At 59.4% G+C, this 23,177-nt stretch carries 23 protein-coding genes; 14 read left to right on the forward strand and 9 right to left on the reverse strand.

Annotated elements, in window-relative coordinates; translation table 11 throughout:
* Nucleotide 1: 1 nt before the first annotated feature.
* Together COA65_08025 and COA65_08030 are read right to left on the reverse strand one after the other, a co-directional pair.
* On the reverse strand, nt 2–1,465 hold the full coding sequence (locus COA65_08025; protein ID PCJ58397.1) for a glycosyl transferase: 1,464 nt from the start codon (nt 1,463–1,465) through the stop codon (nt 2–4).
* A complete protein-coding gene (locus tag COA65_08030) occupies nt 1,465–2,484 on the reverse strand; it encodes a hypothetical protein (GenBank protein ID PCJ58376.1) in 1,020 nt (339 codons plus the stop codon). The genes COA65_08025 and COA65_08030 overlap by 1 nt, the downstream gene beginning before the upstream one ends.
* A gap of 293 nt (nt 2,485–2,777) precedes the next feature.
* Here COA65_08030 and tkt point away from each other — a divergent pair, with 293 nt between their 5' ends.
* Both tkt and pgk read left to right on the forward strand, forming a co-directional pair.
* Entirely contained in the window at nt 2,778–4,796 is a 2,019-nt protein-coding gene (gene tkt / locus COA65_08035; protein PCJ58377.1) for a transketolase, read from the forward strand.
* 25 nt (nt 4,797–4,821) lie between these two features.
* The gene (gene pgk, locus COA65_08040; protein PCJ58378.1) at nt 4,822–6,030 is read left to right on the forward strand and encodes a phosphoglycerate kinase; all 1,209 of its coding nucleotides are present in this window, start codon (nt 4,822–4,824) and stop codon (nt 6,028–6,030) included.
* Nucleotides 6,031–6,048: 18 nt separating this feature from the next.
* On the opposite strand, the gene COA65_08045 is transcribed toward pgk, so the two are convergent.
* The gene (locus COA65_08045) at nt 6,049–8,040 is read right to left on the reverse strand and encodes a hypothetical protein (GenBank protein PCJ58379.1); all 1,992 of its coding nucleotides are present in this window, start codon (nt 8,038–8,040) and stop codon (nt 6,049–6,051) included.
* A 33-nt stretch (nt 8,041–8,073) separates the two neighbouring features.
* Nucleotides 8,074–9,219, reverse strand: a complete 1,146-nt coding sequence (locus tag COA65_08050) for a hypothetical protein (protein ID PCJ58380.1) — start codon at nt 9,217–9,219, stop codon at nt 8,074–8,076.
* Nucleotides 9,220–9,522: 303 nt separating this feature from the next.
* On the opposite strand from COA65_08050, the gene COA65_08055 reads away from it, so the two are divergent.
* Complete coding sequence (locus COA65_08055; GenBank protein PCJ58381.1) at nt 9,523–9,774, forward strand: hypothetical protein; 252 nt, start codon at nt 9,523–9,525, stop codon at nt 9,772–9,774.
* Between the two features lie 12 nt (nt 9,775–9,786).
* Here COA65_08055 and COA65_08060 read toward each other — a convergent pair whose 3' ends face one another.
* The 5 genes from COA65_08060 to COA65_08080 are packed head-to-tail and all read right to left on the reverse strand — an operon-like array spanning nt 9,787 to nt 13,847.
* Entirely contained in the window at nt 9,787–10,731 is a 945-nt protein-coding gene (locus COA65_08060) for a signal recognition particle-docking protein FtsY (GenBank protein PCJ58382.1), read from the reverse strand.
* Between the two features lie 7 nt (nt 10,732–10,738).
* Nucleotides 10,739–11,983: a tRNA (N(6)-L-threonylcarbamoyladenosine(37)-C(2))-methylthiotransferase MtaB gene (locus tag COA65_08065; GenBank protein ID PCJ58398.1), complete on the reverse strand. Its 1,245-nt coding sequence runs from the start codon at nt 11,981–11,983 to the stop codon at nt 10,739–10,741.
* Nucleotides 11,980–12,852, reverse strand: coding sequence for a diaminopimelate epimerase (locus COA65_08070; GenBank protein PCJ58383.1), 873 nt, complete (start codon nt 12,850–12,852; stop codon nt 11,980–11,982). The genes COA65_08065 and COA65_08070 overlap by 4 nt, the downstream gene beginning before the upstream one ends.
* Nucleotides 12,853–12,884: 32 nt before the next feature.
* Entirely contained in the window at nt 12,885–13,592 is a 708-nt protein-coding gene (locus tag COA65_08075) for a ferredoxin (GenBank protein PCJ58384.1), read from the reverse strand.
* Between the two features lie 9 nt (nt 13,593–13,601).
* Nucleotides 13,602–13,847, reverse strand: a complete 246-nt coding sequence (locus COA65_08080; protein PCJ58385.1) for a hypothetical protein — start codon at nt 13,845–13,847, stop codon at nt 13,602–13,604.
* Between COA65_08080 and COA65_08085 the strand changes: the two genes are divergently transcribed.
* The 11 genes from COA65_08085 to COA65_08135 all read left to right on the forward strand — a co-directional run.
* Nucleotides 13,846–15,228 (forward strand): signal recognition particle protein, encoded by a 1,383-nt coding sequence (locus COA65_08085; protein PCJ58386.1) that lies wholly within the window; start codon nt 13,846–13,848, stop codon nt 15,226–15,228. The genes COA65_08080 and COA65_08085 overlap by 2 nt on opposite strands.
* A 16-nt stretch (nt 15,229–15,244) precedes the next feature.
* Nucleotides 15,245–15,583, forward strand: a complete 339-nt coding sequence (locus tag COA65_08090; protein ID PCJ58387.1) for a 30S ribosomal protein S16 — start codon at nt 15,245–15,247, stop codon at nt 15,581–15,583.
* A 33-nt stretch (nt 15,584–15,616) separates the two neighbouring features.
* Nucleotides 15,617–16,198 (forward strand): 16S rRNA processing protein RimM, encoded by a 582-nt coding sequence (gene rimM / locus COA65_08095; protein PCJ58399.1) that lies wholly within the window; start codon nt 15,617–15,619, stop codon nt 16,196–16,198.
* A gap of 4 nt (nt 16,199–16,202) precedes the next feature.
* Nucleotides 16,203–16,913, forward strand: a complete 711-nt coding sequence (locus tag COA65_08100) for a tRNA (guanosine(37)-N1)-methyltransferase TrmD (protein ID PCJ58388.1) — start codon at nt 16,203–16,205, stop codon at nt 16,911–16,913.
* 11 nt (nt 16,914–16,924) lie between these two features.
* Nucleotides 16,925–17,386, forward strand: a complete 462-nt coding sequence (locus tag COA65_08105) for a 50S ribosomal protein L19 (GenBank protein ID PCJ58400.1) — start codon at nt 16,925–16,927, stop codon at nt 17,384–17,386.
* A 4-nt stretch (nt 17,387–17,390) separates the two neighbouring features.
* The gene (leuC, locus tag COA65_08110; protein ID PCJ58389.1) at nt 17,391–18,797 is read left to right on the forward strand and encodes a 3-isopropylmalate dehydratase large subunit; all 1,407 of its coding nucleotides are present in this window, start codon (nt 17,391–17,393) and stop codon (nt 18,795–18,797) included.
* Nucleotides 18,798–18,811: 14 nt separating this feature from the next.
* The gene (leuD, locus tag COA65_08115; protein PCJ58390.1) at nt 18,812–19,423 is read left to right on the forward strand and encodes a 3-isopropylmalate dehydratase small subunit; all 612 of its coding nucleotides are present in this window, start codon (nt 18,812–18,814) and stop codon (nt 19,421–19,423) included.
* A gap of 30 nt (nt 19,424–19,453) precedes the next feature.
* A complete protein-coding gene (gene leuB, locus COA65_08120; protein PCJ58401.1) occupies nt 19,454–20,566 on the forward strand; it encodes a 3-isopropylmalate dehydrogenase in 1,113 nt (370 codons plus the stop codon).
* Nucleotides 20,567–20,654: 88 nt separating this feature from the next.
* A complete protein-coding gene (locus tag COA65_08125; GenBank protein ID PCJ58391.1) occupies nt 20,655–21,671 on the forward strand; it encodes an aspartate-semialdehyde dehydrogenase in 1,017 nt (338 codons plus the stop codon).
* A gap of 95 nt (nt 21,672–21,766) precedes the next feature.
* On the forward strand, nt 21,767–22,654 hold the full coding sequence (locus COA65_08130; GenBank protein ID PCJ58392.1) for a CoA ester lyase: 888 nt from the start codon (nt 21,767–21,769) through the stop codon (nt 22,652–22,654).
* The coding region (locus COA65_08135) for a hypothetical protein (GenBank protein ID PCJ58393.1) at nt 22,651–23,177 on the forward strand (527 nt) is incomplete at its 3' end. The genes COA65_08130 and COA65_08135, both read left to right, overlap by 4 nt.

Consider the following 23,177-nt stretch of genomic DNA (forward strand, 5'->3'; position numbering starts at 1 on the left):
ACTAAAACGCCTTAAGCTTACGGTACGCAAAAACCACCATCTGCAACAGCAACCAGCCATGACGAAAGCGGGAGATTTGCGTCGTGCCATAACTGCGACTGGCATAGCGGACCGGTACTTCGACGATTTTCAAATTTAATTTCGCCGCGCCGAAAATCAGATCAAAATCGCCAAAGGGATCGAAATCGCCAAAATAGGCACGGTTGGCAGCAATGCGCGCGTAAGCGTCCCGGCGAAGCACCTTCGTCCCGCAAAGCGTGTCCGTGAATCTTTGATTTAAAAGCCAGGAAAAAAGCCAGGAAAAAACCCGGTTCGCCCAATAGTTCAAAAAGCGCATCGAATCTTTTTCCAGCGGATAGACCATTCGAGTGCCGTTGATAAACTCGCCCTGACCGCTGGCGATTGCCTCATAAAACTTCGGCAGCGATTCCGGAGGCATCGTTAAATCGGCATCCAGGATCATCAACACGTCCCCGCCCGCTTCCGCAAATCCCTTGCGAACGGCGTCGCCTTTTCCCTTGCCGTCCTGACGAAGAACACGGATTTTAAAATCCGGATAGGCCGCTTTTACGCGCTCGCATTCTTCAAAAGTTCCATCCGTGCTGTTCCCCTCAACAAACAGAATTTCCAGATCCTCGCAAAAACGCGGCGTCCGGAGAACCGCATTTTCGATGTTGCCGCGCTCATTCCGGCAAGGCACAAGCACGGTCGCTGAAAGTTGGGCCGACACCCTGCGCCGTTGCGCCCTTGCAACAATATATGTGCGGAGTGAAAGCCGGCGAAAAACAGGAAGCGTGCCCAAAAAGCGGTTGACCAGCCTTCCAAGACCAAAAAAACGTTTCGGAAGCAATTGCCGCCATTCCCGCTTGATAACCTCAAAACCAGCCAAATCCAGAAGGCCGGAAAAATCATCCGACGTAATCCAGTTCAGCGGCGGTTGCGGCATCTTGGCCCCAAACCGTTCGGCAAGCCACAGGACCGGTTCCCAAAGGGGCGAATAATAGGAAATGACAAGGCGCGTCTCTGGCACGCAAAGCGTGTGAAGCGAGGCAAGCAGCGCCTGGCAATCCTCAAGATAGCCGACCGTATCGGAAAGAACGATGACATCGAAAGGCCCGCCAAGTTTTTCAAGGGTGGCTGGGTCTTCAATGTCGCCGACCACAAATTCAAGGTCCGGATGTTCAGAACGCGCCAAATCGATCGCCGGCCCACTGAAATCGACCCCCACCCCCCGGGACGGGTGCAAGGCGTGAAGCACGCTGCCCGTTCCACAGCCAAGCTCAAGAACGCGCAACCCTTCGGGAATGAGGAAGCGCATATAGTTGCGGTCGTCCTCGTGAAAGAACGCATTGCGCGCAAGCCATTTGTCCCGCTCCCCGGCAAGGCCATCGAAAAGCGCGCGGATTTTCTGTTTGCGCGTGGAGCCGGCTTCACGTTCCAGCATTGGCGTGACGGGTTCCGGCATCATTCTTCCACGGCCTCCCGCCGTATTTTTTGTGTGCTTCGCGTAAGAAACCAGACCGCCCCTCCCGGCAGGCTGGAGAGCAGCACGCTAAGCCCAAAGGCAATCGACAAGACAAGGGCCTCGCCAGCCGGCACGCCGACAAGGCCAAAGGCCGCGATCATCGCACCCTCGCGCACCCCCCATCCGGCAAGGGAAATCGGCAGAACCATCAACAAAATGACCGGCGGAACCAGCACCAGACATTCCACGACGCCAAGAGCGATCCCCATTCCCTGGGCAAGACAAAAAACGGAAAGGGCGGAAAAAACATGGATCAGGCAGGACAGACCAAGCACGTAGGGTGCCCGCCAGGATGTCAGCAACAGCTGTCGCCCTTCCATGGCAATCCGGACCAGGGTTTTCTGAGCGCGCGCACCAAGAAACGCCAGGGGCAACCGGTCGAACAGCAGGATTAGGGCAAAACCGGCCATCGCGACGATGGCCACGCCCATCATGGCGTCCCCCATCGCGGAAACAGGGGCGGCACTCTTTACCGCAAGCCGGGGAAGAAGAAAAATAGCCGCCACAACCAGCAGAACCAGGCCGGCAAGACCGGCAAGACGGTCGAGAACGACGCTGCGAAACGCAAGCCCCACCGAAGCGATCACGCGATGAATTTGCCACGCACGCATGGCATCGCCGCCAATCGAAGACGGCAGCGCCTGATTGAAGATCAGGCCAATAAAAACGATGCGCAGGACCCTCTGAAAAGAAAGCGCAATCCCAATGCCGTCAAGAATTGACCGCCAACGAAGCGCCGCCAGAAAAATGCCGAGGCAAAGAAGCAGCAGGCTCGCAAAAAACCATGGCGGATCAATCGCACCAAGACGGCGAAGGGCTTCGCCCACATCATAGGTGACGGCAAGAAAGACGATCAGAAGGGTGGAAATGGCCAGTTTCAGAAAAAAGGCCCCCCAATGTCTCTCCATCGCCCCGGCAATCCGTCCGACCGCGAAGCCTCGCCATTTCCAGGCCGCCATCCGATGTTCCCCTCAACAAGGCCATGCCCGCCACGCGGGCCGGTCCCTTGGCATAGCCTAATAGCCCATGCCTCCGGTGGGATCAAATCCGTTCCGGCCAAGGACAGCTTGCAAAGCGCAAATCCGTATCACGGTGAAATATTGGCCCCGAAATCGTTTTTACGGAAAAGGGCTCTCCCCCCACACGGCCCGATCTGTTATAGACGTCTCATCGCCTACACTGGCGCAGCCAACTTCGTAGCAACCTTGGCAATGCCTGAATTCAAGCAAAAAACCAGAGCGTCGAAACGACCGTGAACCCCAACGCCCAAAACCCCGATCCGACCCCTCAGACGGCACCGTCCCACCGGGACCTGGCCAATGCCATCCGCGTGCTGGCGATGGACGCCGTGGAAAAAGCACAATCCGGCCATCCCGGCATGCCAATGGGCATGGCGGACGTCGCAACCGTGCTGGTCCAGAATTTCCTGAAATTCGACGCCGCCGCCCCGAATTGGCCGGACCGCGATCGCTTCGTGCTTTCGGCCGGACATGGCTCGATGCTGCTGTACGCGCTTTTGCATCTTACCGGCTATGCGGACATGCCGATCGAAGAGATCGAACGCTTCCGCAAGCTTGGCGCGCGCACCCCCGGCCACCCGGAATATGGCCACACCCAAGGCATTGAAACCACAACCGGCCCCCTTGGCCAGGGCTTGGCAAACGCTGTCGGCATGGCCCTCGCCGAACGGAACCTGGCAGCACGCTTTGGTGAAGACGTTGTTGACCACCGAACCTATGTCATCGCCGGCGATGGCTGCCTGATGGAGGGAATTAGCCATGAAGCCATCTCGCTCGCCGGGCATCTGCGTCTTCGCAAGCTGATTTTGCTCTTTGACGACAACGAAATCTCAATCGACGGGCCGACATCCCTTACGGTTTCCGACGATCAGTTAAAGCGCTTCGAGGCAGCCGGCTGGACGACCACGCGCATTGACGGCCATGATCTCGACGCCATCTTCCAGGCGCTCGCCAAAGCGCAGACATCGGACCGGCCCTCCCTCATTGCGTGCCGGACGACCATCGGCTATGGCGCGCCGACAAAGGCCGGAACGTCTGCAACCCACGGCGCGGCCCTTGGCACCGACGAGGTCGCTGGAACGCGACAAGCCCTGGACTGGCCGCACGCGCCCTTTGTCCTGCCGGAAGCCATTCAACGCGCCTGGCGGAAAATTGGCGAACGCGGTCGCGCGGCACGCAAGGCATGGGAAGCACAACGCGACCGCATGGACGCGCCGAAGCGTCAGGAATTCACGCGCGTCCTCGACAAGCATTTGCCCCAGGGCTGGGAAGACGCGGTGGATCGCGTAAAGAAAGACTTCCTCGCCCAAATGCCGACCCTTGCCACGCGCAAGGCGTCTGAAATTGTGCTGGAAAAAGTGGCCGAAGCCCTGCCTGAACTCATCGGCGGCTCGGCTGATCTGACCGGTTCGAACAACACAAAAACGCCCCGCCAGAAACCAATCCATCGGGACGATTACGGCGGCAATTATATTTATTACGGCGTACGCGAACACGCGATGGCGGCAGCGATGAACGGGCTTGCCCTGCATGGGGGCGTGCTTCCCTATGGCGGCACCTTTCTGGTCTTCTCGGATTACTGCCGACCGGCGATGCGGCTTTCCGCGCTGATGGAACAGGGCGTCATTTACGTCATGACCCATGATTCGATCGGCCTTGGCGAGGACGGCCCGACCCATCAGCCGGTCGAACATCTGGCCGCCTTGCGCGCAATTCCGAATTTGCATGTGTTTCGCCCGGCGGATGCCGTGGAAACGGCAGAATGCTGGGCGCTTGCCATCGCCATGCGGAACCGGCCTTCCGTCCTTGCGCTCTCCCGCCAGGGACTGGCCTGCGTGCGCACCGATACAACGCCTGAAAATCTTTCGGCAAAAGGGGCCTACGTCCTGGTGCCTTCCAAGGGTGAGGCGAAGGTCACCCTGATCGCAACCGGCTCGGAAATTGGCATCGCCCTTGCCGCCCACAAAACGCTGGCAAAAGAAGGCGTGGCCGCCCGCGTCGTTTCGATGCCCTGCCAGGAACTTTTCGATGCGCAAGATGCCGCCTATCGCGAAGACGTCCTTGGAACAAATACGATCCGCGTCGCCATTGAGGCCGCAATTTCCATGAGCTGGGACCGTTACCTTGGCCTGGACGGCATCTTTATCGGCATGGCCGGCTTTGGGGCTTCCGCGCCAGCCAAGGACCTGTACCCACATTTCGGGATTACCCCGGAGGCGGTCGTTGACGCCGTTCGTCAACGGCTCGCTTAATCGCTCTTTTACGATCCGGCACGCCATGACGAAACTGACCGCCTTTCGAACGCTTGACGATCTTGACGTCAAGGGATTGCGCGTCCTGCTTCGCGTCGATTTCAACGTGCCGATGCAAAACGGCATCGTCACCAACACCCAGCGCATCACGCGCGTCCTGCCAACGATCCACACATTGTTGGAACGCGGCGCAAAGGTGATCCTGCTTTCCCATCTGGGGCGCCCAAAGGGCAAGCGGGTGGCGGCGCTTTCGCTGCGCGCGCTTCTTGGCCCACTCGAAGCGATGCTGAAGCCAAAAACGGTCGCGTTCGCCGAGGATTGCATTGGCAAGCCCGCGGCGGAAATCGTGGCCCGACTCAACGCCGGCGAGATCGCCCTTCTTGAAAATTTGCGCTTTCACGAAGGCGAGGAAAAAAATGACGACGCGTTTGCGTGCGAACTGGCGGCCCTTGGCGACCTTTACATCAACGATGCCTTTTCCTGTTCCCATCGAGCGCACGCGTCCGTCGAGAGGCTTGCAAAAAAACTTCCCGCCGCCGCCGGGCCGTTGCTTGAACAGGAACTTTCAACCCTTGAGGCAATGCTCAGAAACCCCGTCCGGCCAATCTGCGCCATCGTTGGCGGCGCAAAAGTTTCGACAAAGCTTGCGATCCTCAATCACCTTGTCTGCAAGATGGATTCGCTCGCCATCGGCGGTGCGATGGCCAACACCTTTCTGCTGGCGCAAGGGATCGAAATTGGGAAATCCCTTGCCGAACCGGACATGGTGGAAATGGCGACAGCCATCCAGAGTCGCGCAAAAAGCAGCGGGTGCCGATTGCTGCTTCCAGAAGACGCCGTTATTGCGTCCAAACTGCGCGTCGGCATTGCCACCAAAACGGTCCCGATAGCGGCTGTGCCGAAGGAAGCGATGATCCTTGACCTGGGACCAAAGACGGTGGCCCTGCTTGGCGAAACCTTGCGCGCCTCAAAAACGCTGGTCTGGAACGGGCCCCTGGGCGCGTTTGAAATCCCGCCCTTCGATGCGGGAACAACCCAGGCAGCAAAAGTCGCGGCAGCGCTTACCCGCGAAGGAAAGCTTGTTTCCGTCGGCGGCGGCGGCGATACCATTGCCGCGCTGCACCAGGCCGGTGTCGAAAACGCGTTTTCTTACGTCTCAACTGCCGGCGGCGCTTTTCTGGACTGGCTGGGCGGCAAGGATCTGCCGGGCGTTATCGCCCTTCGATCGACGTAACCCCGAACGCGTTTCGGATTACGTCGCGTTCGCCGGTGATGGCGAAAAATCCTGGGTTTCGAGACGTTCCGGCGGAAACCACACCGCCACCTTTGTTCCCTGATCCGGAACGCTGGAAAGGGAAAGCGTGCCGCCGTGAAGCTCTACAAGCTTCTTCGTAAGCGGCAACCCCAGGCCAGTTCCGGGATAGCGGCGACCGATGGCACTATCGATCTGCCCGAAAGGGGCCAATGCCGTGGCAATGTCCTCTGCCGCAATACCGATACCGGTGTCCGTAACATCGATGCGCAGGCCCCCATTCGGGCATCGCGCAATGTCAACATCAATGCGCCCGCCTTCCGGCGTAAATTTAATGGCATTTGCCAGCAGGTTCAGCAGAATCTGTTTTAGCTTCGTTGCGTCACCACGGAAGCGTGGAAGCCCCGGCGCAATCCGGCAGGCAAGCCTGACATCCCCATCCACGGCCTTTTGACGCACAACCCGAAGGGCCGCTTCTGTCGTCTGACAAAGGTCAATCAACTGCTCTTCAAGATCCAGCCCACCGGCTTCAGCCTTCGAAACATCAAGAATGGTATTGATGATTCCAAGAAGGTGGCGACCGCTTTCAAGAATATCCCCGGCATAATTACGATAGCTGTCACTGCCAAGCGGGCCCATCAATTCACGATGCATCACCTCGGAAAAACCAATCACCGCGTTTAAAGGCGTGCGCAATTCGTGACTCATATTGGCAAGGAATTCCGATTTTGCCAGGCTGGCCGCTTCGGCAGCATCTTTTGCGGATTGCAAATTTGCCTCACGTTCCTTCAGGCCGGTAATATCGGAAAAGAACCCAATCCAACCGCCATCCGTGATGCGCTGAAGCGTAAAATTCACCCAGACGCCGCCACGCAATTCCAATTCGAGAGAACCCGATTCCCGGCGAAGCTGGCGCAGGCGGCCAATAAACCAGGCCGGGTCCTGTTCCGGCACGACAATGCGGTCCGACTCAACGTTCACGCGCAGGATATCTTCAAGCGTAGTATCCGATTCGGAAAGCGCCGTCTCCTCCAAGAAATTCTGGCGAAACCGCGAATTGCAAAGAACAAGTTTTTCCGCATCATCGAAAATAACAAACGCATCCTGGATGCTTTCGATGGCTTCAACGAGATGCATTCTCGACTTGATCGCCCGGGACCAAGCCAGCGTTTCATTCGTCACGTCTTCCGCGGTCCCGCGATAACCGCAAAACTTCCCATTTTCATCATCGAAAATAGGAAGGCCACTTAAACGGAAGGTCCGCACCCCGCCTTCAGGAAGGGGCACCTCATAAAGTTCTTCCCGGAAGGGCGAGCGCATGTCCGGGCCCGGCCGGTCGATGCTTTCGCCAACCGATTGAAACCGTCCGAACGTGAAAAGGCTCTGCCCCTCAAGCTCACGCGGCAACACACCAACCAGGTCGAAGATACGCGACGAAGCGTACGTGAAATTAAAATGTGCGTCCGTTTCCCACAGCCAGTCCGACACAAGCCGGGCGAGATCTTCGAAACGTTTACGCTCTGCCGCTACTTGCTTGCGAAGGCTGACGCCATAGCCCAAATTTTGCACGCTGCCTGCGACGGCCACAAGCGTTCCATCGGAGTCGTGGACCGGAAAATGGCGCGAATGGAAGGTTTCGTTATGCGCCCCGCGGCGAAGCGAAAAGCTGTGATGAAAAGCCTGTGCGTCCCGTCGCACAGCATCCACAATTTCCTGGAGCGAAAACGGCGGCGCGGTCGTTGTGCCGTCATCCGAAACCTGGCACAACGCATCGAAGGCTTCATTCGTATAAAGAAGCTGGCCGTCAAGATCAGCCATGTAGACGGGATATGCGGATTCCAGAAAATCCGCCCCCATCTGCACCTGAAGGCTCTCAAGCGCCTGCGAAGACCCCGGTTCTTCCGGGGCCGGATCGACGGATCGAAGATGCGAAGGGTTTGCTTCTTTACGTTGCAAGGTTCCGAAATGCCCCCATAAGGCGATGCCCGGCAAAGCACCCCTTAAAACACGAAGGCCACCTTGCGGTTATTTTTCTTCAGGGTCGTCCTTGCCCCGATCAAGCCGCTTTATAGCATAAAGATATTCGGGGTCACGGCGCCATTGTTTTGCAACGGTAGCCGCCGCTTCGGAGTCAATGCGCTCGTAAAAGGCAAGAACCCGTGAAAGTTCCCCCGGGTCTATCCCGTTTTCCGAGGCGCGCGCCTTGCGACTCAGCAGAAAAATCGAGGCAAAACTCTGCTTGGGAAGGTTTTTTGCCTTGCAGGCAATGGCCATGCCTTCGCCGCCCGGTTCGAACAGAAGGCGGCGCACAAGCTTGCCGGAAAGCTCGGTATATTTCGCAAAAAGCGCCGCGAAGAGGGAAATTTCGCCCTGACGCAGGACGCGGATCAGCAATTCGGGCGTGACATTGATGTCTTTTGCAAGACGTTCGGCTGAATCCGGTTTCTTTACCGCCTTCGGCACGACACCGTCTTCAGCCGCCATGATATCCTTGACCGATGCCTCGATCTGATCGTCAAGCGCGGCAACATCAATATCAAAATTGGTGGCAATTTCTTTTCGAAGCGCCGCCGATACCCACCAATACATTTTTTCGGCAAGTTCCGGGCCCAGATCCGGCCGCCGAATAAGCGGCTCGCAATAGACGTTTTCTTTTTTCGATTGATCGACAAGATATTCCCGCGTGCCTTTGGAAATTTTGGCGTCCACATTTTCAAGAAGCGTCTTGATTACATCGACGTTGCCGGCTTCAACAAGCGCGTCGGAAACAATTTCGCTGACATTATTTCGCATGGCGATGGCAAGTTGATGCTCCATCGCCCGATGTTGAATAACTTCGATAAGATCGATGTCGTGAAGAATTTCGCTTTTCAGAAGAACGGGTCTGGCAACTTCGGTCTCGTCATTGGCAAGCATCAAAATCAATTCACGCGGCGCATTTGGCAAAACCGCCATCCGCTCGGAAAGATGACGACGGACGACCATTTCCACTTCGCGGACCAGCTGATTGAGGATATCCGTCATGAGCGCGTGCTCGCGCTCGCTGATCGTGCTGGCCTCGTTGGTAAAGAGGTCGCTCACCGTGTTGATCAGACGTTTTCTTCCGGCGTCGGATTTGTCACGCGCCAGATTGAGCAATTGCTCAATCTCTTTGTTTCCCATCTTCTTCATCCCAGTCCCACACGAACAAACCCCGGTGCCATTATGAGCCGAATTGCCCGATGCGTCCGCCCCCTCTTCGGCTGCACACACGCTCTATGACGGCATGCACTTGTCACGTCAGTCCGACACCCTAACCGAAGGATGGTTGCCCATTCCTTACCTGGTTCTTAAAAAAATTATGGGCAATGGGAAAAAGGCCAGCGAAGGCGAATGAAGAGAACCGCGCAAGGCACGCGCCTTAACGCTTTTTAAAGAGACAGCGCCTAGCCTGACGGTCTTTCACGATATGCACAATCCACGAGGCTAGGCAGGATGAACGTTACGCCGATCCCGGCGCTTCTTCAGGCCCTCTCTCCACAGCCAACGCCCCAAAACCCGCAGGCGGCACCCGCCGCGCTGGCGGCACAGCAGGTGTTGGCGGCCCGCAAGGCGGGCGCGGTCCCACGGGAAGCTCAGGCATCCGCTCCGCCCCAGCCCCCAAAAGCCCTTTTCGACCCAAAAAAATCCGCAGAGGCCTATGCGCGCGACCTGCCACGCGGCAGTCTTCTCGATCTCGTCGTCTAAAAAGCGGCCCGGTTACGCTTGCGGATTTTGCAGGTCGAGCCCCAATAGGCCACGCGCAAAAGCACGCGGATCAAAGGCGTGTAAATCGTCTACCGCTTCGCCAACCCCCACCGCATGGACCGGCAAGCCAAAACGCTCGGCCAGGGCCACGACAACGCCGCCACGTGCCGTGCCGTCCAGCTTGGTCACCATCAGGCCCGTGAGTGCCACCGCCTGGCAAAAAGCTTCGACCTGGGAATGCGCGTTTTGCCCGACATTCGCATCCAGAATTAAAAGCGTTGCATGGGGGGCTGTGGGGTCGCATTTTTTCAGCACGCGAACAATTTTCTTCAGTTCTTCCATCAGTTCCAGCTTGTTCTGCAGCCGGCCCGCCGTATCCACCAGCAGCACGTCGCGCCCATCACGCGTCGCCTGTTCATAGGCATCAAAGGCAAGCGCCGCTGCGTCCGAACCCGCTTCCCGCGTAAAAACGGGCACACCTGCCCGTTCGCCCCAAAGCTGCAATTGCGAAACCGCCGCCGCGCGAAACGTATCCCCGGCAGCAAGAAGAACGCGATGGCCTTCCGTTGCATAGCGTGCCGCCAATTTGCCAAGGGTTGTCGTCTTGCCGCTGCCGTTCACGCCGACAACAAGAACGACGAAGGGTTTTTTTTCGGGATCGATCGCAAGCGGTTTTGCCACCGGGTCGAGAAGAGCTTGCACCGCCGTCGCCAGGGCTTCACGCACGTCTTCCGGCGTCACGTCCTTGCCGAAACGCGTTTCCTTTAAGGACGCAACAAGCCGGGATGCCGCCGCCACGCCAAGGTCGGCCCCAATCAGAAGTTCTTCCAGTTCTTCGAGGGTGGCGGTGTCCAGCGGCCGGTTTTTGAAAATACCGCCGATGCCGTCCGTAAGCTTCGCCGATGATTTTTTAAGCCCCGTTCGAAGGCGCGCAAGCCAGCTTGTCCCTTTCACCATGCGCGCATTATCGGGAAACCCGCCCCAACAATTCCTCCGCGCCCAATTCAATCCCGGCGGAGACAATCGTCCCGGGAAGAGCATCCGTATCCAGCCGCACGGGCGCGAAATGTTCGCTGCGGCCAAGGCGTGGCGTTTCAACCAGCAGCTTTGCGCGCGTGCCGGCACAGGCTTCATGAAAACGTCGCTCGGCCTGCTTGCCCGCTGCGCGCAGCCGCGCCGCGCGCGCCTTGCGAATTTCACCCGGCACCTGGGGCATCCGTGCCGCTGGCGTTTCCGGGCGGGCGGAATAGGGAAAGACATGCAGATAGGTCAGACCGCAGGCCGCAACCAGGCTAAGCGTGTCTTCAAACATGGCGTCCGTTTCCGTCGGAAAGCCTGCAATCAGATCGGCGCCAAAGACGATGTCTTTGCGCAAATTCCGTGCGCGTTCGCAAAAGGCGATAGCCTGGGCGCGGCTGTGGCGACGTTTCATGCGCTTTAAAATCATGTCATTGCCCGATTGCAGGCTTAAATGCAGATGCGGCATCAATCGGGGCTCGTCCGCAAGCAGGCGCAAGAGATCCGCGTCCACCTCCGCCACGTCGATGGAAGAAAGGCGCAGGCGCGGCAATTCCGGCACCAGGGCAAAGAACCGGCGCAGCATCGCGCCAAAGCCCGGCTTGCCGGGAAGGTCCGCGCCATAAGAGGTCAGATCAACACCGGTCAGAACGATTTCCTTGTACCCATTGGCGAGAAGGGCGCGCGCCGCGTCGACAAGTTCCCCCAGCGGCACACTGCGGCTTGCCCCCCGGCCATAGGGAATGATGCAGAATGTGCAGCGATGATCGCAACCGTTCTGCACCTGCAGGAAGGCCCGCGCGCGACCTTCGAACCCCTGGACAAGATGCGACGCCGTCTCGCGCACGGAAAAAATATCGTTCACCTGAATGCGCGCGCCGGACGGATCGCCATAGTTTTTCGGATCCAGCTTCTCGGCGTTGCCAAGCACGAAATCGACCTCCGGCATCTGCCCATAGGTTTCGGGCGAAATTTGCGCGGCACAGCCGGTCACAACGATGCGCGCGTCCGGACGTTGGCGGCGCAGACGCCGGATGGCCTGGCGCGCCTGGCGCTCGGCCTCTGCCGTGACGGCGCAGGTGTTGACATAGACAACATCGGTTTCACCGGCACCGCGCGCATGGGCCTTGATGACTTCCGACTCATACGCGTTCAGCCGGCAACCGAAGGTAAGAACGTCCGGCGCCGTCATGGCCCCATCTCCCGGGCCAGCCATTCGCAGGAAATCTCGCCTGAAAAACTTCGCAATGCCGGACCTGAAAGCAACACATCGCCACCGAGAAAGAGGCGCACAAACAGGCTGCCGCCATCCTGCACAACCTCAATCGCGGCACCCGTTTCCAAAAGCCCCCGGCGGCTGGCAGCGACGACAGCGGCGCACGCGCCGCTGCCACAAGCCGGCGTCAGACCCGCGCCACGTTCCCAGACGCGCAGGCGCAGGCGATTGTCGCCAAGCATTTGCGCAATGCCGATGTTCGCCCGTTCAGGAAAAATCGGGTCCCGTTCCAGAACCGGACCGATTTCGCCAAGGGGCACCTTTTCCGCGTCCTCGACAAAGAAAACCGCATGGGGATTGCCCGTGCTGACGGCCACGGCGTCCCCAAGCGCGCCATCGCCAAGGGCGAGATGCAGCGTATCGGCGGCCTCCTTCAGGGGGATCGCCTGCCAATCGGTTTGTGCCGGCCCCATATGGACCGAGATGCAGCCCGTATCGTCGCGCGTGGCTTCCAGCACGCCCGCCTTCGTGGCAATGGTCACGCGGCTTTCCGCCCCTTCGTCCATCAGCAAAAGCGCCACGCAGCGCGTCGCATTGCCACAGGTCGAAACCTCGCCACCATCGGCGTTGCGGATACGCATCTGCGCCGTCGCGTCGCGCGCATCTTCAATCAACACAACCTGATCACAACCGACACCCGTGTGACGCGCGGCAATGGCGCGCGCACCAGCGGCGCTAAACGCCGCCTCCGGCAAACCCAACGCGGGCGAATCCGGCGTCCGGCCATCGAGCACGACAAAGTCGTTGCCAGCGCCCTGCATTTTTTGAAAAGAAAACGTTTCCATGCCCGCTTATATGGCCGAAAAGCTTGGGAAGTCTATTCGTTTCCGGTGAGACCGGCGTTGCACAACGAGCGGAAAAAGGCCGCCATATGAAAAGACGCCTGAACGGGCGCGTTGGGGGCCGCCACCGGACAGGCGCGCCGGGCCTGGCATCCCGCCTCCAGACAGGCGTTTCCCGCAGGCGTCGTCAGATAGGTCGCGCAAGCCGGCACGTCATAGCTGGACGACGCAAACGCGCCCACCGGACAGGCGTCCAGACAGGGCTTTGCCGCGCAAGTGTCGCAAGGAACAGGCCTGTCGACCCGTGGGGCCACGGGCAGCGTCCCGGCAAAGGCAAACGCCCCGCGATAGGCATGCCACAGGCCATGTTCCGGGTGAATGAGAAGACCGAGCGGCGAGGGCGCGACCGCCTCGGCCCGTTGGGCCCAGCGGGCAAAGGGGTGGCCGCCACCGCCAAAGGGAAAGAACAATTCGGCCCCAAGCCTTAACGCCAGAGGCGCCAGCACCCGGGCCGTCCAGCGATCAAGGGGATCGGCCTCGCCATCCGCCGCTTCGGGCGAAAGGGGGAAAACCTCCCAAAGCGCGCCGCCGGCATTGCCGATCATGATCAGGGTCTTTGCCATGTGCCCGGAAGCCAGAAGCGGCACGTCATCGCCAGCCTCTGGGTAAAAGCCGCCCCGGGCAATCAGCCCAAGGGGGGCCAGCGCCGCTTTAATTTCTCCATAAACAGTCTCATCCGTCATCGCCCTATCTTATGGCCGACGCGTGACGGCCAGCGCAAGCGCGACTGTCGCCTTGGCAAAAGCCCTCCGCCTTGGCAAAAGCCCCCGGAAAGGCTTGATGTTTTGCGCGTGGCCCCCTAGCATGCCGCGAACTTTCCGCCCAAAAAGGCCTTTTCCCTCTCGAGGGGGGCCGCCAGTCCGCGAGTTTCGCGCGCTGGCGTTTTTTGCGTTGAAAGACCGCGTTTTTAAGAACGACCCGACTTTTAAGGAAACCATGTTCGAAAGTCTTACAAACCGGCTTGGTGACGTCTTTGATCGGCTCCGCAAACGTGGTGCCCTTTCGCCAGAGGACGTGAAATCAGCGCTTCGGGAAATCCGGATTGCGCTTTTGGAAGCGGACGTCGCCCTGCCCGTCGTCAAGGATTTCATCACCAAAATCGAGGAACGCGCCGTCGGCGAAGCGGTCGCGCGCGCCATCGCCCCCGGTCAGATGGTCGTGAAAATCGTCCACGATACCCTTGTCGAAATGCTTGGCGCCGAGGCCCAGGGCCTGAACCTGAACGCGGAACCGCCCCTTGCCATTCTTGTCGTCGGCCTCCAAGGCTCGGGAAAAACGACGACGGTCGCCAAGATCGCCCAGCGTCTGACCCAAAAGGAAAAGAAAAAGGTGCTGATGGCGTCCCTTGACGTTTATCGGCCCGCCGCCCAGGAACAGCTTGGCGTTCTAGGCCAACAGGCGTCCCTCGCCGTGCTGACGCCGATAAAAGACGAAGCGCCGGTCGCGATTGCAAAGCGCGCCATGGCCGATGCCCGCAAGGGCGGGTTCGACATCGTGCTGCTCGACACCGCCGGGCGGCTGCAGATTGACGACGCCATGATGGCCGAGGCCGAGGCCGTCCGCAACGCCGTCACGCCGACCGAAACCCTGCTTGTCGCCGATGCCATGACGGGCCAGAACGCCCTTGGCGTGGCCGAAACTTTCCATGCCCGCATTGGCCTCACCGGCATCGTGCTGACGCGCCTTGACGGGGACGCGCGCGGCGGTGCCGCCCTTTCCATGCGCGCGGCAACCGGCTGCCCAATCAAATTTGTCGGCGTCGGTGAAAAAATCGACGCGCTGGAAGAATTTCACCCGGACCGCATCGCCGGTCGCATCCTGGGCATGGGCGACATCGTAAGCCTCGTCGAAAAAGCCCAGGCGACGACCAGCGAAGAAGACATTGCGCGCCTGACCTCGAAACTGGAAAAAGGCCGTTTCGACCTTGAAGACATGGCGCAGCAGTTTCGCCAGCTCCGCAAGATGGGCGGGATCAGCGAACTGGTTTCGCATTTGCCCGGACTGAACAAACTCCAGAAGAACCGGGCAGCCTCGAAAATCGACGAAGGCCTCTTGCGACGCCAGGAAGCCATTATCCATTCGATGACGCCTGGCGAACGACGCAACCCGAAAATCCTGCACGCCTCGCGCAAACAGCGCATCGCGCAAGGGTCCGGCACGGATGTGCGCGATGTGAACCGCCTGCTGAAGCAATTCCGCGACATGCAGACGATGATGAAGAAAATGAAGAAGATGGGAAATATGGGAAAGCTGGGGATGGGAAAACCCGCCCTTGGCGGCCCTATCCCCTTTGACCCAACGCGTCCCCCCAACGCCTAAAGGAGAGCAAGAGCCGATGAGTGTTAAAATTCGCATGTCCCGTGGCGGTGCCAAAAAGCGCCCCTTCTATCGGATCGTCGTAACGGATTCGCGCAACCCCCGCGATGGCCGCTTCCTTGAAAAGGTCGGCTCCTACAACCCGATGCTGGCCAAGGACAACCCGGACCGCGTGAAGCTCGTCCCGGACCGGATCACCCATTGGCTTTCCGTTGGTGCCAAGCCAAGTGATCGCGTTGCCCGTTTCCTTGGCGAGGCGGGAATCATCCCGATGCCGGCACGGCGCAACAACCCGCAAAAGGCAATCCCTAAAAAGGACCGCGGCAAGGAAGGCGAAGACGCGCCCGCAGCAGAATAGAGCGCGCGGCCATTCCTAAAGGGCAACGCCATGATGACCGAGAAACGCCCGGCGCGTGAAACGCAAGCAGACCGCATCTGCGTCGGTGCCGTCGTCGGTGCCCATGGCGTAAAGGGGACGCTTCGCGTGCGCAGCTTCACGGAAAACCCGGAGGACCTAACGGCCTATGGCCCGGCCACGGACGAAGCGGGCGAACGCGTCTTCAAACTTTCCGTCGAGGGCAGGGCAAAGAACGATCTTCTGGTGCGCGTCGCCGGCGTTAGCGATCGCGACACGGCACTGGCACTTAAGGGCACGCGGTTTTACGTACCGCGCGCCGCCCTGCCCGAACCGGAAGAGGGTGAATATTACCATGGCGACCTGATCGGACTTCGGGTCGAGGACGGAGACGGCAACGCCCTTGGCAGCGTACGCGGCGTCCATAATTTCGGTGCCGGCGATGTTTTAGAGATCGGAGCCGAAAGCGGAGCAACCCTGATGATCCCATTCACCCATCAGGCGGCCCCCGAGATTGACCTGAAGGCGGGCCGAATGCGTGTCAATCCTGAGGCTGGCAGTGGATCACAAGCGGCACACCCGCCAAAAGAACCGCCGCGAGCCAAGGAAGGGGAATAACGCCGTGGCCGGACAGACGCCCCTGTGGCAGGCAAAGGTTTTTACCCTGTACCCGGAGATGTTTCCGGGAATTCTCGACTTTTCGCTGCCGGGCAAGGCACGTAAAAGCGGGATTTGGGCCTTGGAAGTGGTGGACATTCGCCGTTTTGCGCGCGATAAACACCGCTCTGTCGACGACACGCCTTTCGGCGGCGGGCCTGGGATGGTGCTTCGCCCCGACGTCATTGATACGGCCCTTGAGGCGGAAGCCACCCCACAAGCGCCGATGATCTGCCTTTCCCCACGGGGCCGACCGCTGGACCAGGATTGCGTCCGCCGCCTCGCCCAGGAGAAAGACGTGACGTTTCTTTGCGGACGCTTCGAGGGCATCGACGAGCGCGTGTTGGAGAAATGGGACATGGAAGAAATCAGCCTCGGCGATTTCATCCTGTCTGGCGGCGAACCGGCCGCAACCGCGCTGATCGATGCCTGCGTGCGGCTGCTGCCGGGGGTGATTGGAAGCCAGGATGCCCTGGTTGAAGAAAGTTTTGAAGGCGGGCTTCTAGAATACCCGCACTACACCCGGCCGCAAAACTGGAAAGGCCGCGAGGTGCCGGAAGTTCTGCTTTCCGGGCACCATGAGAAAATCCGCGACTGGCGTCTTGCCATGGCGGAAGAAATTACGCACAAGCGACGTCCGGACCTGTGGGCCCGTTACGTCCGGAAAAAGCTTTAAGAGGAATGACCATGAACATCATCGAACAGCTCGAAAAGAAAGAAATCGAGAAATGGAACGCCGAACGCCCCGTTCCGGACTTCCAGGCCGGCGACACGGTCCGCGTAAACGTGAAAGTCGTTGAAGGATCGCGTGAGCGCGTTCAGGCTTTCGAAGGCGTTTGCATCGCCCGCACAAACCGCAGCATCAATTCTGCTTTTACGGTGCGAAAAGTTTCCCATGGCGAGGGCGTCGAGCGTGTCTTCCCCCTCTATTCCGCACGCATCGCCAGCATCGAAGTTGTGCGTTTTGGTTCGGTGCGACGGGCAAAACTCTATTATCTGCGTGAACGTTCCGGACGCAGCGCACGCATCGCCGAAGACGCAACACGGCGCATTGCAGCGCGTGAGAAGGCGCGCGAAGCGGCGGGAAGCAGCCCGACCAAGAAAAAAACGCGCGGAAAGAAAAAAGCGGCGGCGGCAAAAGCCGAATAGGACGATGGCGCGATCGAGGACATTATTCGATAAAATCTGGCAGTCCCACCTGGTGGAAAGTGCCAAGGACGGCACCTGCCTGCTTTATATCGACCGGCATCTCGTCCATGAGGTAACCAGCCCCCAGGCCTTCGACGGGCTGCGTGCGGCCGGGCGGCGCTTGCGCCACCCCAAGGCAACCCTCGCCGTCGCCGATCACAACGTGCCAACGACAGCACGAGCCGCCGGCATCACCAACCCGGAATCCCGCATGCAGGTCGAAACCCTCGAAAAAAACTGCAAGGAATTCGGCATTGCCTATTTTTCGATGGACGACATCCGCCAGGGAATTGTCCACGTCATCGGACCAGAGCAGGGCTTTACGCAACCCGGCATGACCATCGTCTGCGGCGATAGCCACACGGCAACCCACGGCGCCTTTGGTGCCCTTGCCTTTGGCATCGGCACGTCCGAGGTCGAACACGTCCTGGCCACCCAGACGCTTATTCAAAAACCCGCAAAAAATATGCGCGTGACGGTGACCGGAACCCTGGGGCCGGAAATCACGGCCAAGGACATTGCCCTGGCCATCATCGGTGCCATCGGCACCGCCGGCGGCACCGGGTATGTCATTGAATATGCCGGCGACGCCATTCGAAATCTGTCGATGGAAGGGCGGATGACACTCTGCAACATGACCATTGAGGCAGGCGCACGCGCAGGCCTCATCGCCCCAGATGAAACGACCTTTGCCTATCTGAAAGGCCGGAATTTTGTGCCAACGGGCACCGTCTGGGAACAGGCGGTTGCCATGTGGCGGACGCTTCCTTCCGACGAAGGTGCCACCTACGACAAGGAAGTCACCCTCGACGCCGACGCCATCGTCCCCCAGGTGACGTGGGGAACCAGCCCCCAGGACGTGGCCCCCATCACCGGGGCTGTGCCGGACCCGGTCCGTGAAACGGACCCGGACCGCCGGCGTGCCATGGAACGCGCCCTTGCCTATATGGGATTGACGGCGGGAACGCCGATGCAGGACATCAAAATTGATTGCGTCTTCATCGGCTCGTGCACAAACGGGCGGATCGAAGATCTGCGCGCCGCCGCCGCCATCGTAAAGGGAAAGAAAATCAACGCCCATGTTCGCGCCATGGTGGTGCCGGGCTCAGGCTTGGTCAAACAGGCGGCGGAAGCCGAAGGCCTCGACCAAATTTTCCTCGACGCGGGCTTTGAATGGCGCGAGCCCGGCTGTTCGATGTGCCTGGCGATGAACGCCGACAAGCTGAAGCCGGGCGAACGCTGCGCCTCGACCTCGAACCGCAATTTCGAAGGCCGCCAGGGCCGCGACGGACGCACCCATCTGATGAGCCCGATCATGGCCTGCGCCGCAGCCCTCGCCGGACATCTCGCCGACATTCGCAAAATCTCTTAAAGGATTCGGACGCGATGGAAAAATTTAAAAACTTCAAAGGCATTGCAGCAATGCTGCCGATCATCAATGTCGATACCGACATGATTGTCCCCAAACAATTCCTAAAGACAATCACGCGCACGGGGCTTGGAAAAAACCTCTTCTTCGAGATGCGTTACACCCAGGACGGCGCCGAAAAACCGGATTTTATCCTCAACCGGGAACCGTGGACGCACGCCACCATTCTGGTCGCGGGCCGCAATTTCGGTTGCGGCTCCAGCCGCGAACACGCCGTCTGGGCAATTTCGGATTTCAACATCCGGTGCGTCATTGCGCCGTCCTTCGCCGATATTTTCTACAGCAACTGCTTCAAGAACGGCATTCTGCCCATCCAGCTTCCCCAGGGCGACGTTCAAACCCTGATGAAGGATGCCGAACGCGGCCGTAACGGGTCGCTTGCCATCGACCTGGCGGCCCAGACGGTCACGCGCACCGATGGTGGTGTTTTTTCCTTCGAGATCGACCCCTTCCTGAAGCGCTGTCTGCTGGAAGGCCTCGACGACATTGCGTTGACGCTGCAGAAGGAAGAAAAGATTACCGCCTTTGAAGCGCGCCAGCGTGAGACACATCCCTGGCTTGTTGCGTAAGCCTCTCCCCATAACCGGGCAATGAAAACGATGGCTAAAATCGGAAAGCTGCTTCTTTTGCCTGGCGATGGCATTGGCCCCGAGGTGATGGCAGAAGTCCGCCACCTGATCCACTGGCTGGACACACACCGGGATGTGCAATTCGAAATCGAGGAAGGCCTGATTGGCGGCAGCGCCTATGACGTCGAAGGCACGCCGCTAACGGACGAAACGATGGCGCGCGCCCTGGCGGTGGACGCCGTTCTTCTGGGCGCCGTCGGCGGACCGAAATGGGACGTGCTTCCCTTTGACAAAAAACCGGAGCGGGGCCTGCTTCGCATCCGCAAGGAAATGGGCCTGTTTGCCAATCTGCGCCCGGCGATTGTCTTCGACGCCCTGGCCGACGCCTCGGCCCTGAAACGCGACCGTGTTTTCGGCCTCGACATTCTGATCGTGCGCGAGCTTACCGGCGGCATCTATTTCGGCGAGCCCCGAGGCATCGAAGAGATTGGCAAGGGCGAACGCCGCGGCGTCAACACGCAAGTCTACACGACGAAAGAAATCGTCCGCGTCGCGCGTGTCGCCTTCGCCCTTGCCAGAAAACGCGACAACCGCGTCTGTTCTGTCGAAAAAAGCAACGTGATGGAAAGCGGGCTTCTCTGGCGGGAAGACGTGACCAAGCTGCATGCGGCGGAATATAGCGACGTCGCGCTTACCCACATGTACGCGGACAACTGCGCCATGCAACTGGTGCGCGAACCGAAACAGTTTGACGTGATCGTAACCGACAATCTTTTCGGCGACATGCTGTCGGACGAAGCGGCGATGTTGACCGGCTCCCTCGGCATGCTGCCTTCCGCCTCCCTTGGGAAGGCCGATGCGAACGGGCGCAGCCGCGCCCTTTACGAGCCGGTTCATGGAAGCGCGCCGGACATCACCGGCCAAGGCATCGCCAACCCGCTGGCAACGATTTTGAGCTTTGCGATGCTGCTGCGCTATTCCTTCGACCTGCAGGAGGAAGCCTGCGCCATCGAAAACGCGGTCCGTCATGTTCTTGATGGCGGCCTGCGCACAGCCGACATCATGCAGCCGGGCATGGCCAGGGTCTCAACCCCGGTCATGGGCGAGGCCCTGCTGCGCGAACTCGACAAGCTTTCGCCTTAAGACGCGCAGGGCACGCTTGAAAAAAGAGCCTTGGGCGCGTATCTAATCCTGTTCCCCCCCCCACGCGTAAATCTGGACGTTAAAAACCATGGGATATCGCATTGCTGTTGCTGGCGCGACCGGCGCCGTCGGCAACGAAATATTGCAGATACTTGCCGAACGCGCTTTTCCCGTCGATAAAGTCGTCGCCCTTGCCTCCGAGGCCTCCAAAGGCCTTGAAGTTTCCTTCGGCGACGAAAAACCGTTGCAGGTGCAGGCGCTGGAATCCTTCGATTTTGCCGGCATCGACATTGCGCTTTTCTCGCCGGGGGCCGCCGTTTCGAAAAAACATGCGCCCCGGGCAGCGGCGGCCGGTGCCGTCGTCATCGACAACACGTCCCATTTCCGGATGGACGCCGACGTGCCGCTGATCGTGCCGGAAGTCAATGGCGACGCCATCGCCGGCTATCGCGCGCGCAACATCATCGCCAATCCGAATTGTTCGACCATACAGATGGTCATGGCCCTAAAGCCGCTTCACGATCTGGCGCGCATCCAGCGGGTTGTGGTTTCCACCTATCAATCCGTTTCCGGTGCCGGGCGCAAGGCAATGGACGAGCTGTTCAACCAGACGCGCGCCATTTACGTCAACACCCCGGTCGAAAAAGAAGAATTCCCAAAACAGATCGCGTTTAACGTCATCCCGCAAATCGACGTCTTCCTTAAAAACGGCGACACCAAGGAAGAATGGAAGATGGCTGTCGAAACCCAGAAGATTCTGGATCCCGACATTGCCGTGACGGCAACCTGTGTGCGCGTGCCGGTCTTCATCGGTCATGCGGAAGCCGTCAATTTGACCTTTGAAAACGCCATCACGGTGAAACAGGCGCGCGAGGCCCTAAAGACGTTTCCCGGCGTTTCCGTGGTCGATTACCGAACCGAAGACGGCTATGTCACGCCCCAGGAATGCAATGGCGAAGAGCCGGTCTTTGTTTCACGAATCCGCAAGGACCCGACCGTCGAGAACGGCTTGAATTTGTGGATCGTCGCCGACAATCTGCGCAAAGGGGCGGCCTTAAACGCCGTACAGATCGCGGAAATCCTCGTCAGGGACCACCTTGGCTGAGGCGTGTGCAACGACGCTTAGGCCCCTTGCTTCGGCCTAAAGTTTTTCGATAATCTCAACCACTCTCCCGCCGCCGACCGCAGACGAGGTGCTTCATGCCCAAAACCGCCCGCCCCCGCCGCAGCGTCCTCTACATGCCGGGATCAAACGCGCGTGCCCTTGAAAAGGCCCGCAGCCTTCCCGCCGACGGCCTGATCTTTGACCTTGAAGACGCCGTCGCTCCGGACGCAAAGGAAATGGGCCGCACGCAGGTCTGCGAAGCACTGAAAACCGGCGGCTATGGCAACCGCGAGATCCTGCTTCGGGTCAATGGCACTGATACGCCCTGGGGCCAGGCCGATCTGGTCGCCGCCGCAACCGCCGGTGCAAACGGCGTGTTGCTGCCCAAAATCGACAACGCCAAACAGGTGCGCGAAGCGGAAGCCACCCTGGTCGCAAACGGTGCCCCGGACGATTTGGCCATCTGGTGCATGATGGAAACGCCCACCGGCATCCTCCATGCTGAAGAAATCGCGGGCGCAAGCCCCAGGCTCGGCGGTTTCGTCATGGGCACGTCCGATTTGGCAAAGGATTTGCACGCGGCGCACACGCCCATGCGATTGCCGATGTTGACCAGCCTGGGCATTTGCCTGCTTGCCGCACGCGCCTTTGGCCTGGCGATCGTTGACGGCGTCTATCTGGACCTTGGCGACGCGGAAGGCTTTGCCGATGCCTGCCGTCAGGGGGTTGAGCTTGGCTTCGACGGCAAGACCCTGATCCACCCAAAACAGATCAGCGCAGCCAACACGGCCTTTGCGCCCTCCGAGGCAGAGATCGCCTTTTCCCACAAGATCATCGACGCCCATAAGGCGGCGGCGGCGGAAGGAAAAGGCGTCGTCGTGGTCGATGGCAAGCTGATCGAAAACCTGCATGTCCAGAATGCCGAACGCATGGTGCAGATGGCGACGGCAATTTCGGAAATGGAAAAGGAAGCAGCCTTGTGACAAAAGCGAGTGTCGGCAATTTTTTCGAAGATTTTGAAATCGGGCAGAAAATTATCCACGCGACCCCGCGAACCGTTACATGCGGAGACGTTGCCCTTTATACGGCGCTGTACGGTTCCCGCTTTGCCGTCCAGTCGTCGGACCAGTTTGCACGCAGCATCGGGTATCGGGACGCGCCCATCGACGACCTGCTTGTCTTTCACGTCGTTTTTGGAAAAACAGTACCGGACATCTCGCTCAACGCCGTCGCCAATCTGGGCTACGCGGACTGCCGTTTCGGCGTGCCCGCCTTTCCCAATGACACCCTTTCGACGGTCTCAACGATCATCGGCAAAAAAGAAAATTCAAACGGCAAGACGGGCGTCGTTTACGTCCGCTCAAAAGGCATCAACCAGCGCGGCCAGACGGTGCTGGAATTCATCCGCTGGGTCATGGTCCGCAAGCGCGACGCAAGCGCGCCGGCACCAAAACCCGTCATTCCCGACCTGCCCGAAAAAGTCATTCTGACAAAACAGACCCTTCC

Source organism: Rhodospirillaceae bacterium (assembly GCA_002746255.1).
Lineage (GTDB): Bacteria > Pseudomonadota > Alphaproteobacteria.

Coding starts and splice junctions, on each gene's coding strand:
- COA65_08085 (PCJ58386.1), top strand. CDS start 13,846: ATGTTCGAAAGTCTTACAAACCGGCTTGGTGACGTCTTTGATCGGCTC.
- COA65_08050 (PCJ58380.1), bottom strand. CDS start 9,219: ATGAAGAAGATGGGAAACAAAGAGATTGAGCAATTGCTCAATCTGGCG.
- COA65_08070 (PCJ58383.1), bottom strand. CDS start 12,852: ATGGAAACGTTTTCTTTTCAAAAAATGCAGGGCGCTGGCAACGACTTT.
- COA65_08090 (PCJ58387.1), top strand. CDS start 15,245: ATGAGTGTTAAAATTCGCATGTCCCGTGGCGGTGCCAAAAAGCGCCCC.
- COA65_08060 (PCJ58382.1), bottom strand. CDS start 10,731: ATGGTGAAAGGGACAAGCTGGCTTGCGCGCCTTCGAACGGGGCTTAAA.
- COA65_08075 (PCJ58384.1), bottom strand. CDS start 13,592: ATGACGGATGAGACTGTTTATGGAGAAATTAAAGCGGCGCTGGCCCCC.
- COA65_08105 (PCJ58400.1), top strand. CDS start 16,925: ATGAACATCATCGAACAGCTCGAAAAGAAAGAAATCGAGAAATGGAAC.
- pgk (PCJ58378.1), top strand. CDS start 4,822: ATGACGAAACTGACCGCCTTTCGAACGCTTGACGATCTTGACGTCAAG.
- rimM (PCJ58399.1), top strand. CDS start 15,617: ATGACCGAGAAACGCCCGGCGCGTGAAACGCAAGCAGACCGCATCTGC.
- COA65_08055 (PCJ58381.1), top strand. CDS start 9,523: ATGAACGTTACGCCGATCCCGGCGCTTCTTCAGGCCCTCTCTCCACAG.
- leuD (PCJ58390.1), top strand. CDS start 18,812: ATGGAAAAATTTAAAAACTTCAAAGGCATTGCAGCAATGCTGCCGATC.
- COA65_08080 (PCJ58385.1), bottom strand. CDS start 13,847: ATGGTTTCCTTAAAAGTCGGGTCGTTCTTAAAAACGCGGTCTTTCAAC.
- leuC (PCJ58389.1), top strand. CDS start 17,391: ATGGCGCGATCGAGGACATTATTCGATAAAATCTGGCAGTCCCACCTG.
- COA65_08125 (PCJ58391.1), top strand. CDS start 20,655: ATGGGATATCGCATTGCTGTTGCTGGCGCGACCGGCGCCGTCGGCAAC.
- COA65_08025 (PCJ58397.1), bottom strand. CDS start 1,465: ATGCCGGAACCCGTCACGCCAATGCTGGAACGTGAAGCCGGCTCCACG.
- COA65_08130 (PCJ58392.1), top strand. CDS start 21,767: ATGCCCAAAACCGCCCGCCCCCGCCGCAGCGTCCTCTACATGCCGGGA.
- COA65_08030 (PCJ58376.1), bottom strand. CDS start 2,484: ATGGCGGCCTGGAAATGGCGAGGCTTCGCGGTCGGACGGATTGCCGGG.
- leuB (PCJ58401.1), top strand. CDS start 19,454: ATGGCTAAAATCGGAAAGCTGCTTCTTTTGCCTGGCGATGGCATTGGC.
- COA65_08065 (PCJ58398.1), bottom strand. CDS start 11,983: ATGACGGCGCCGGACGTTCTTACCTTCGGTTGCCGGCTGAACGCGTAT.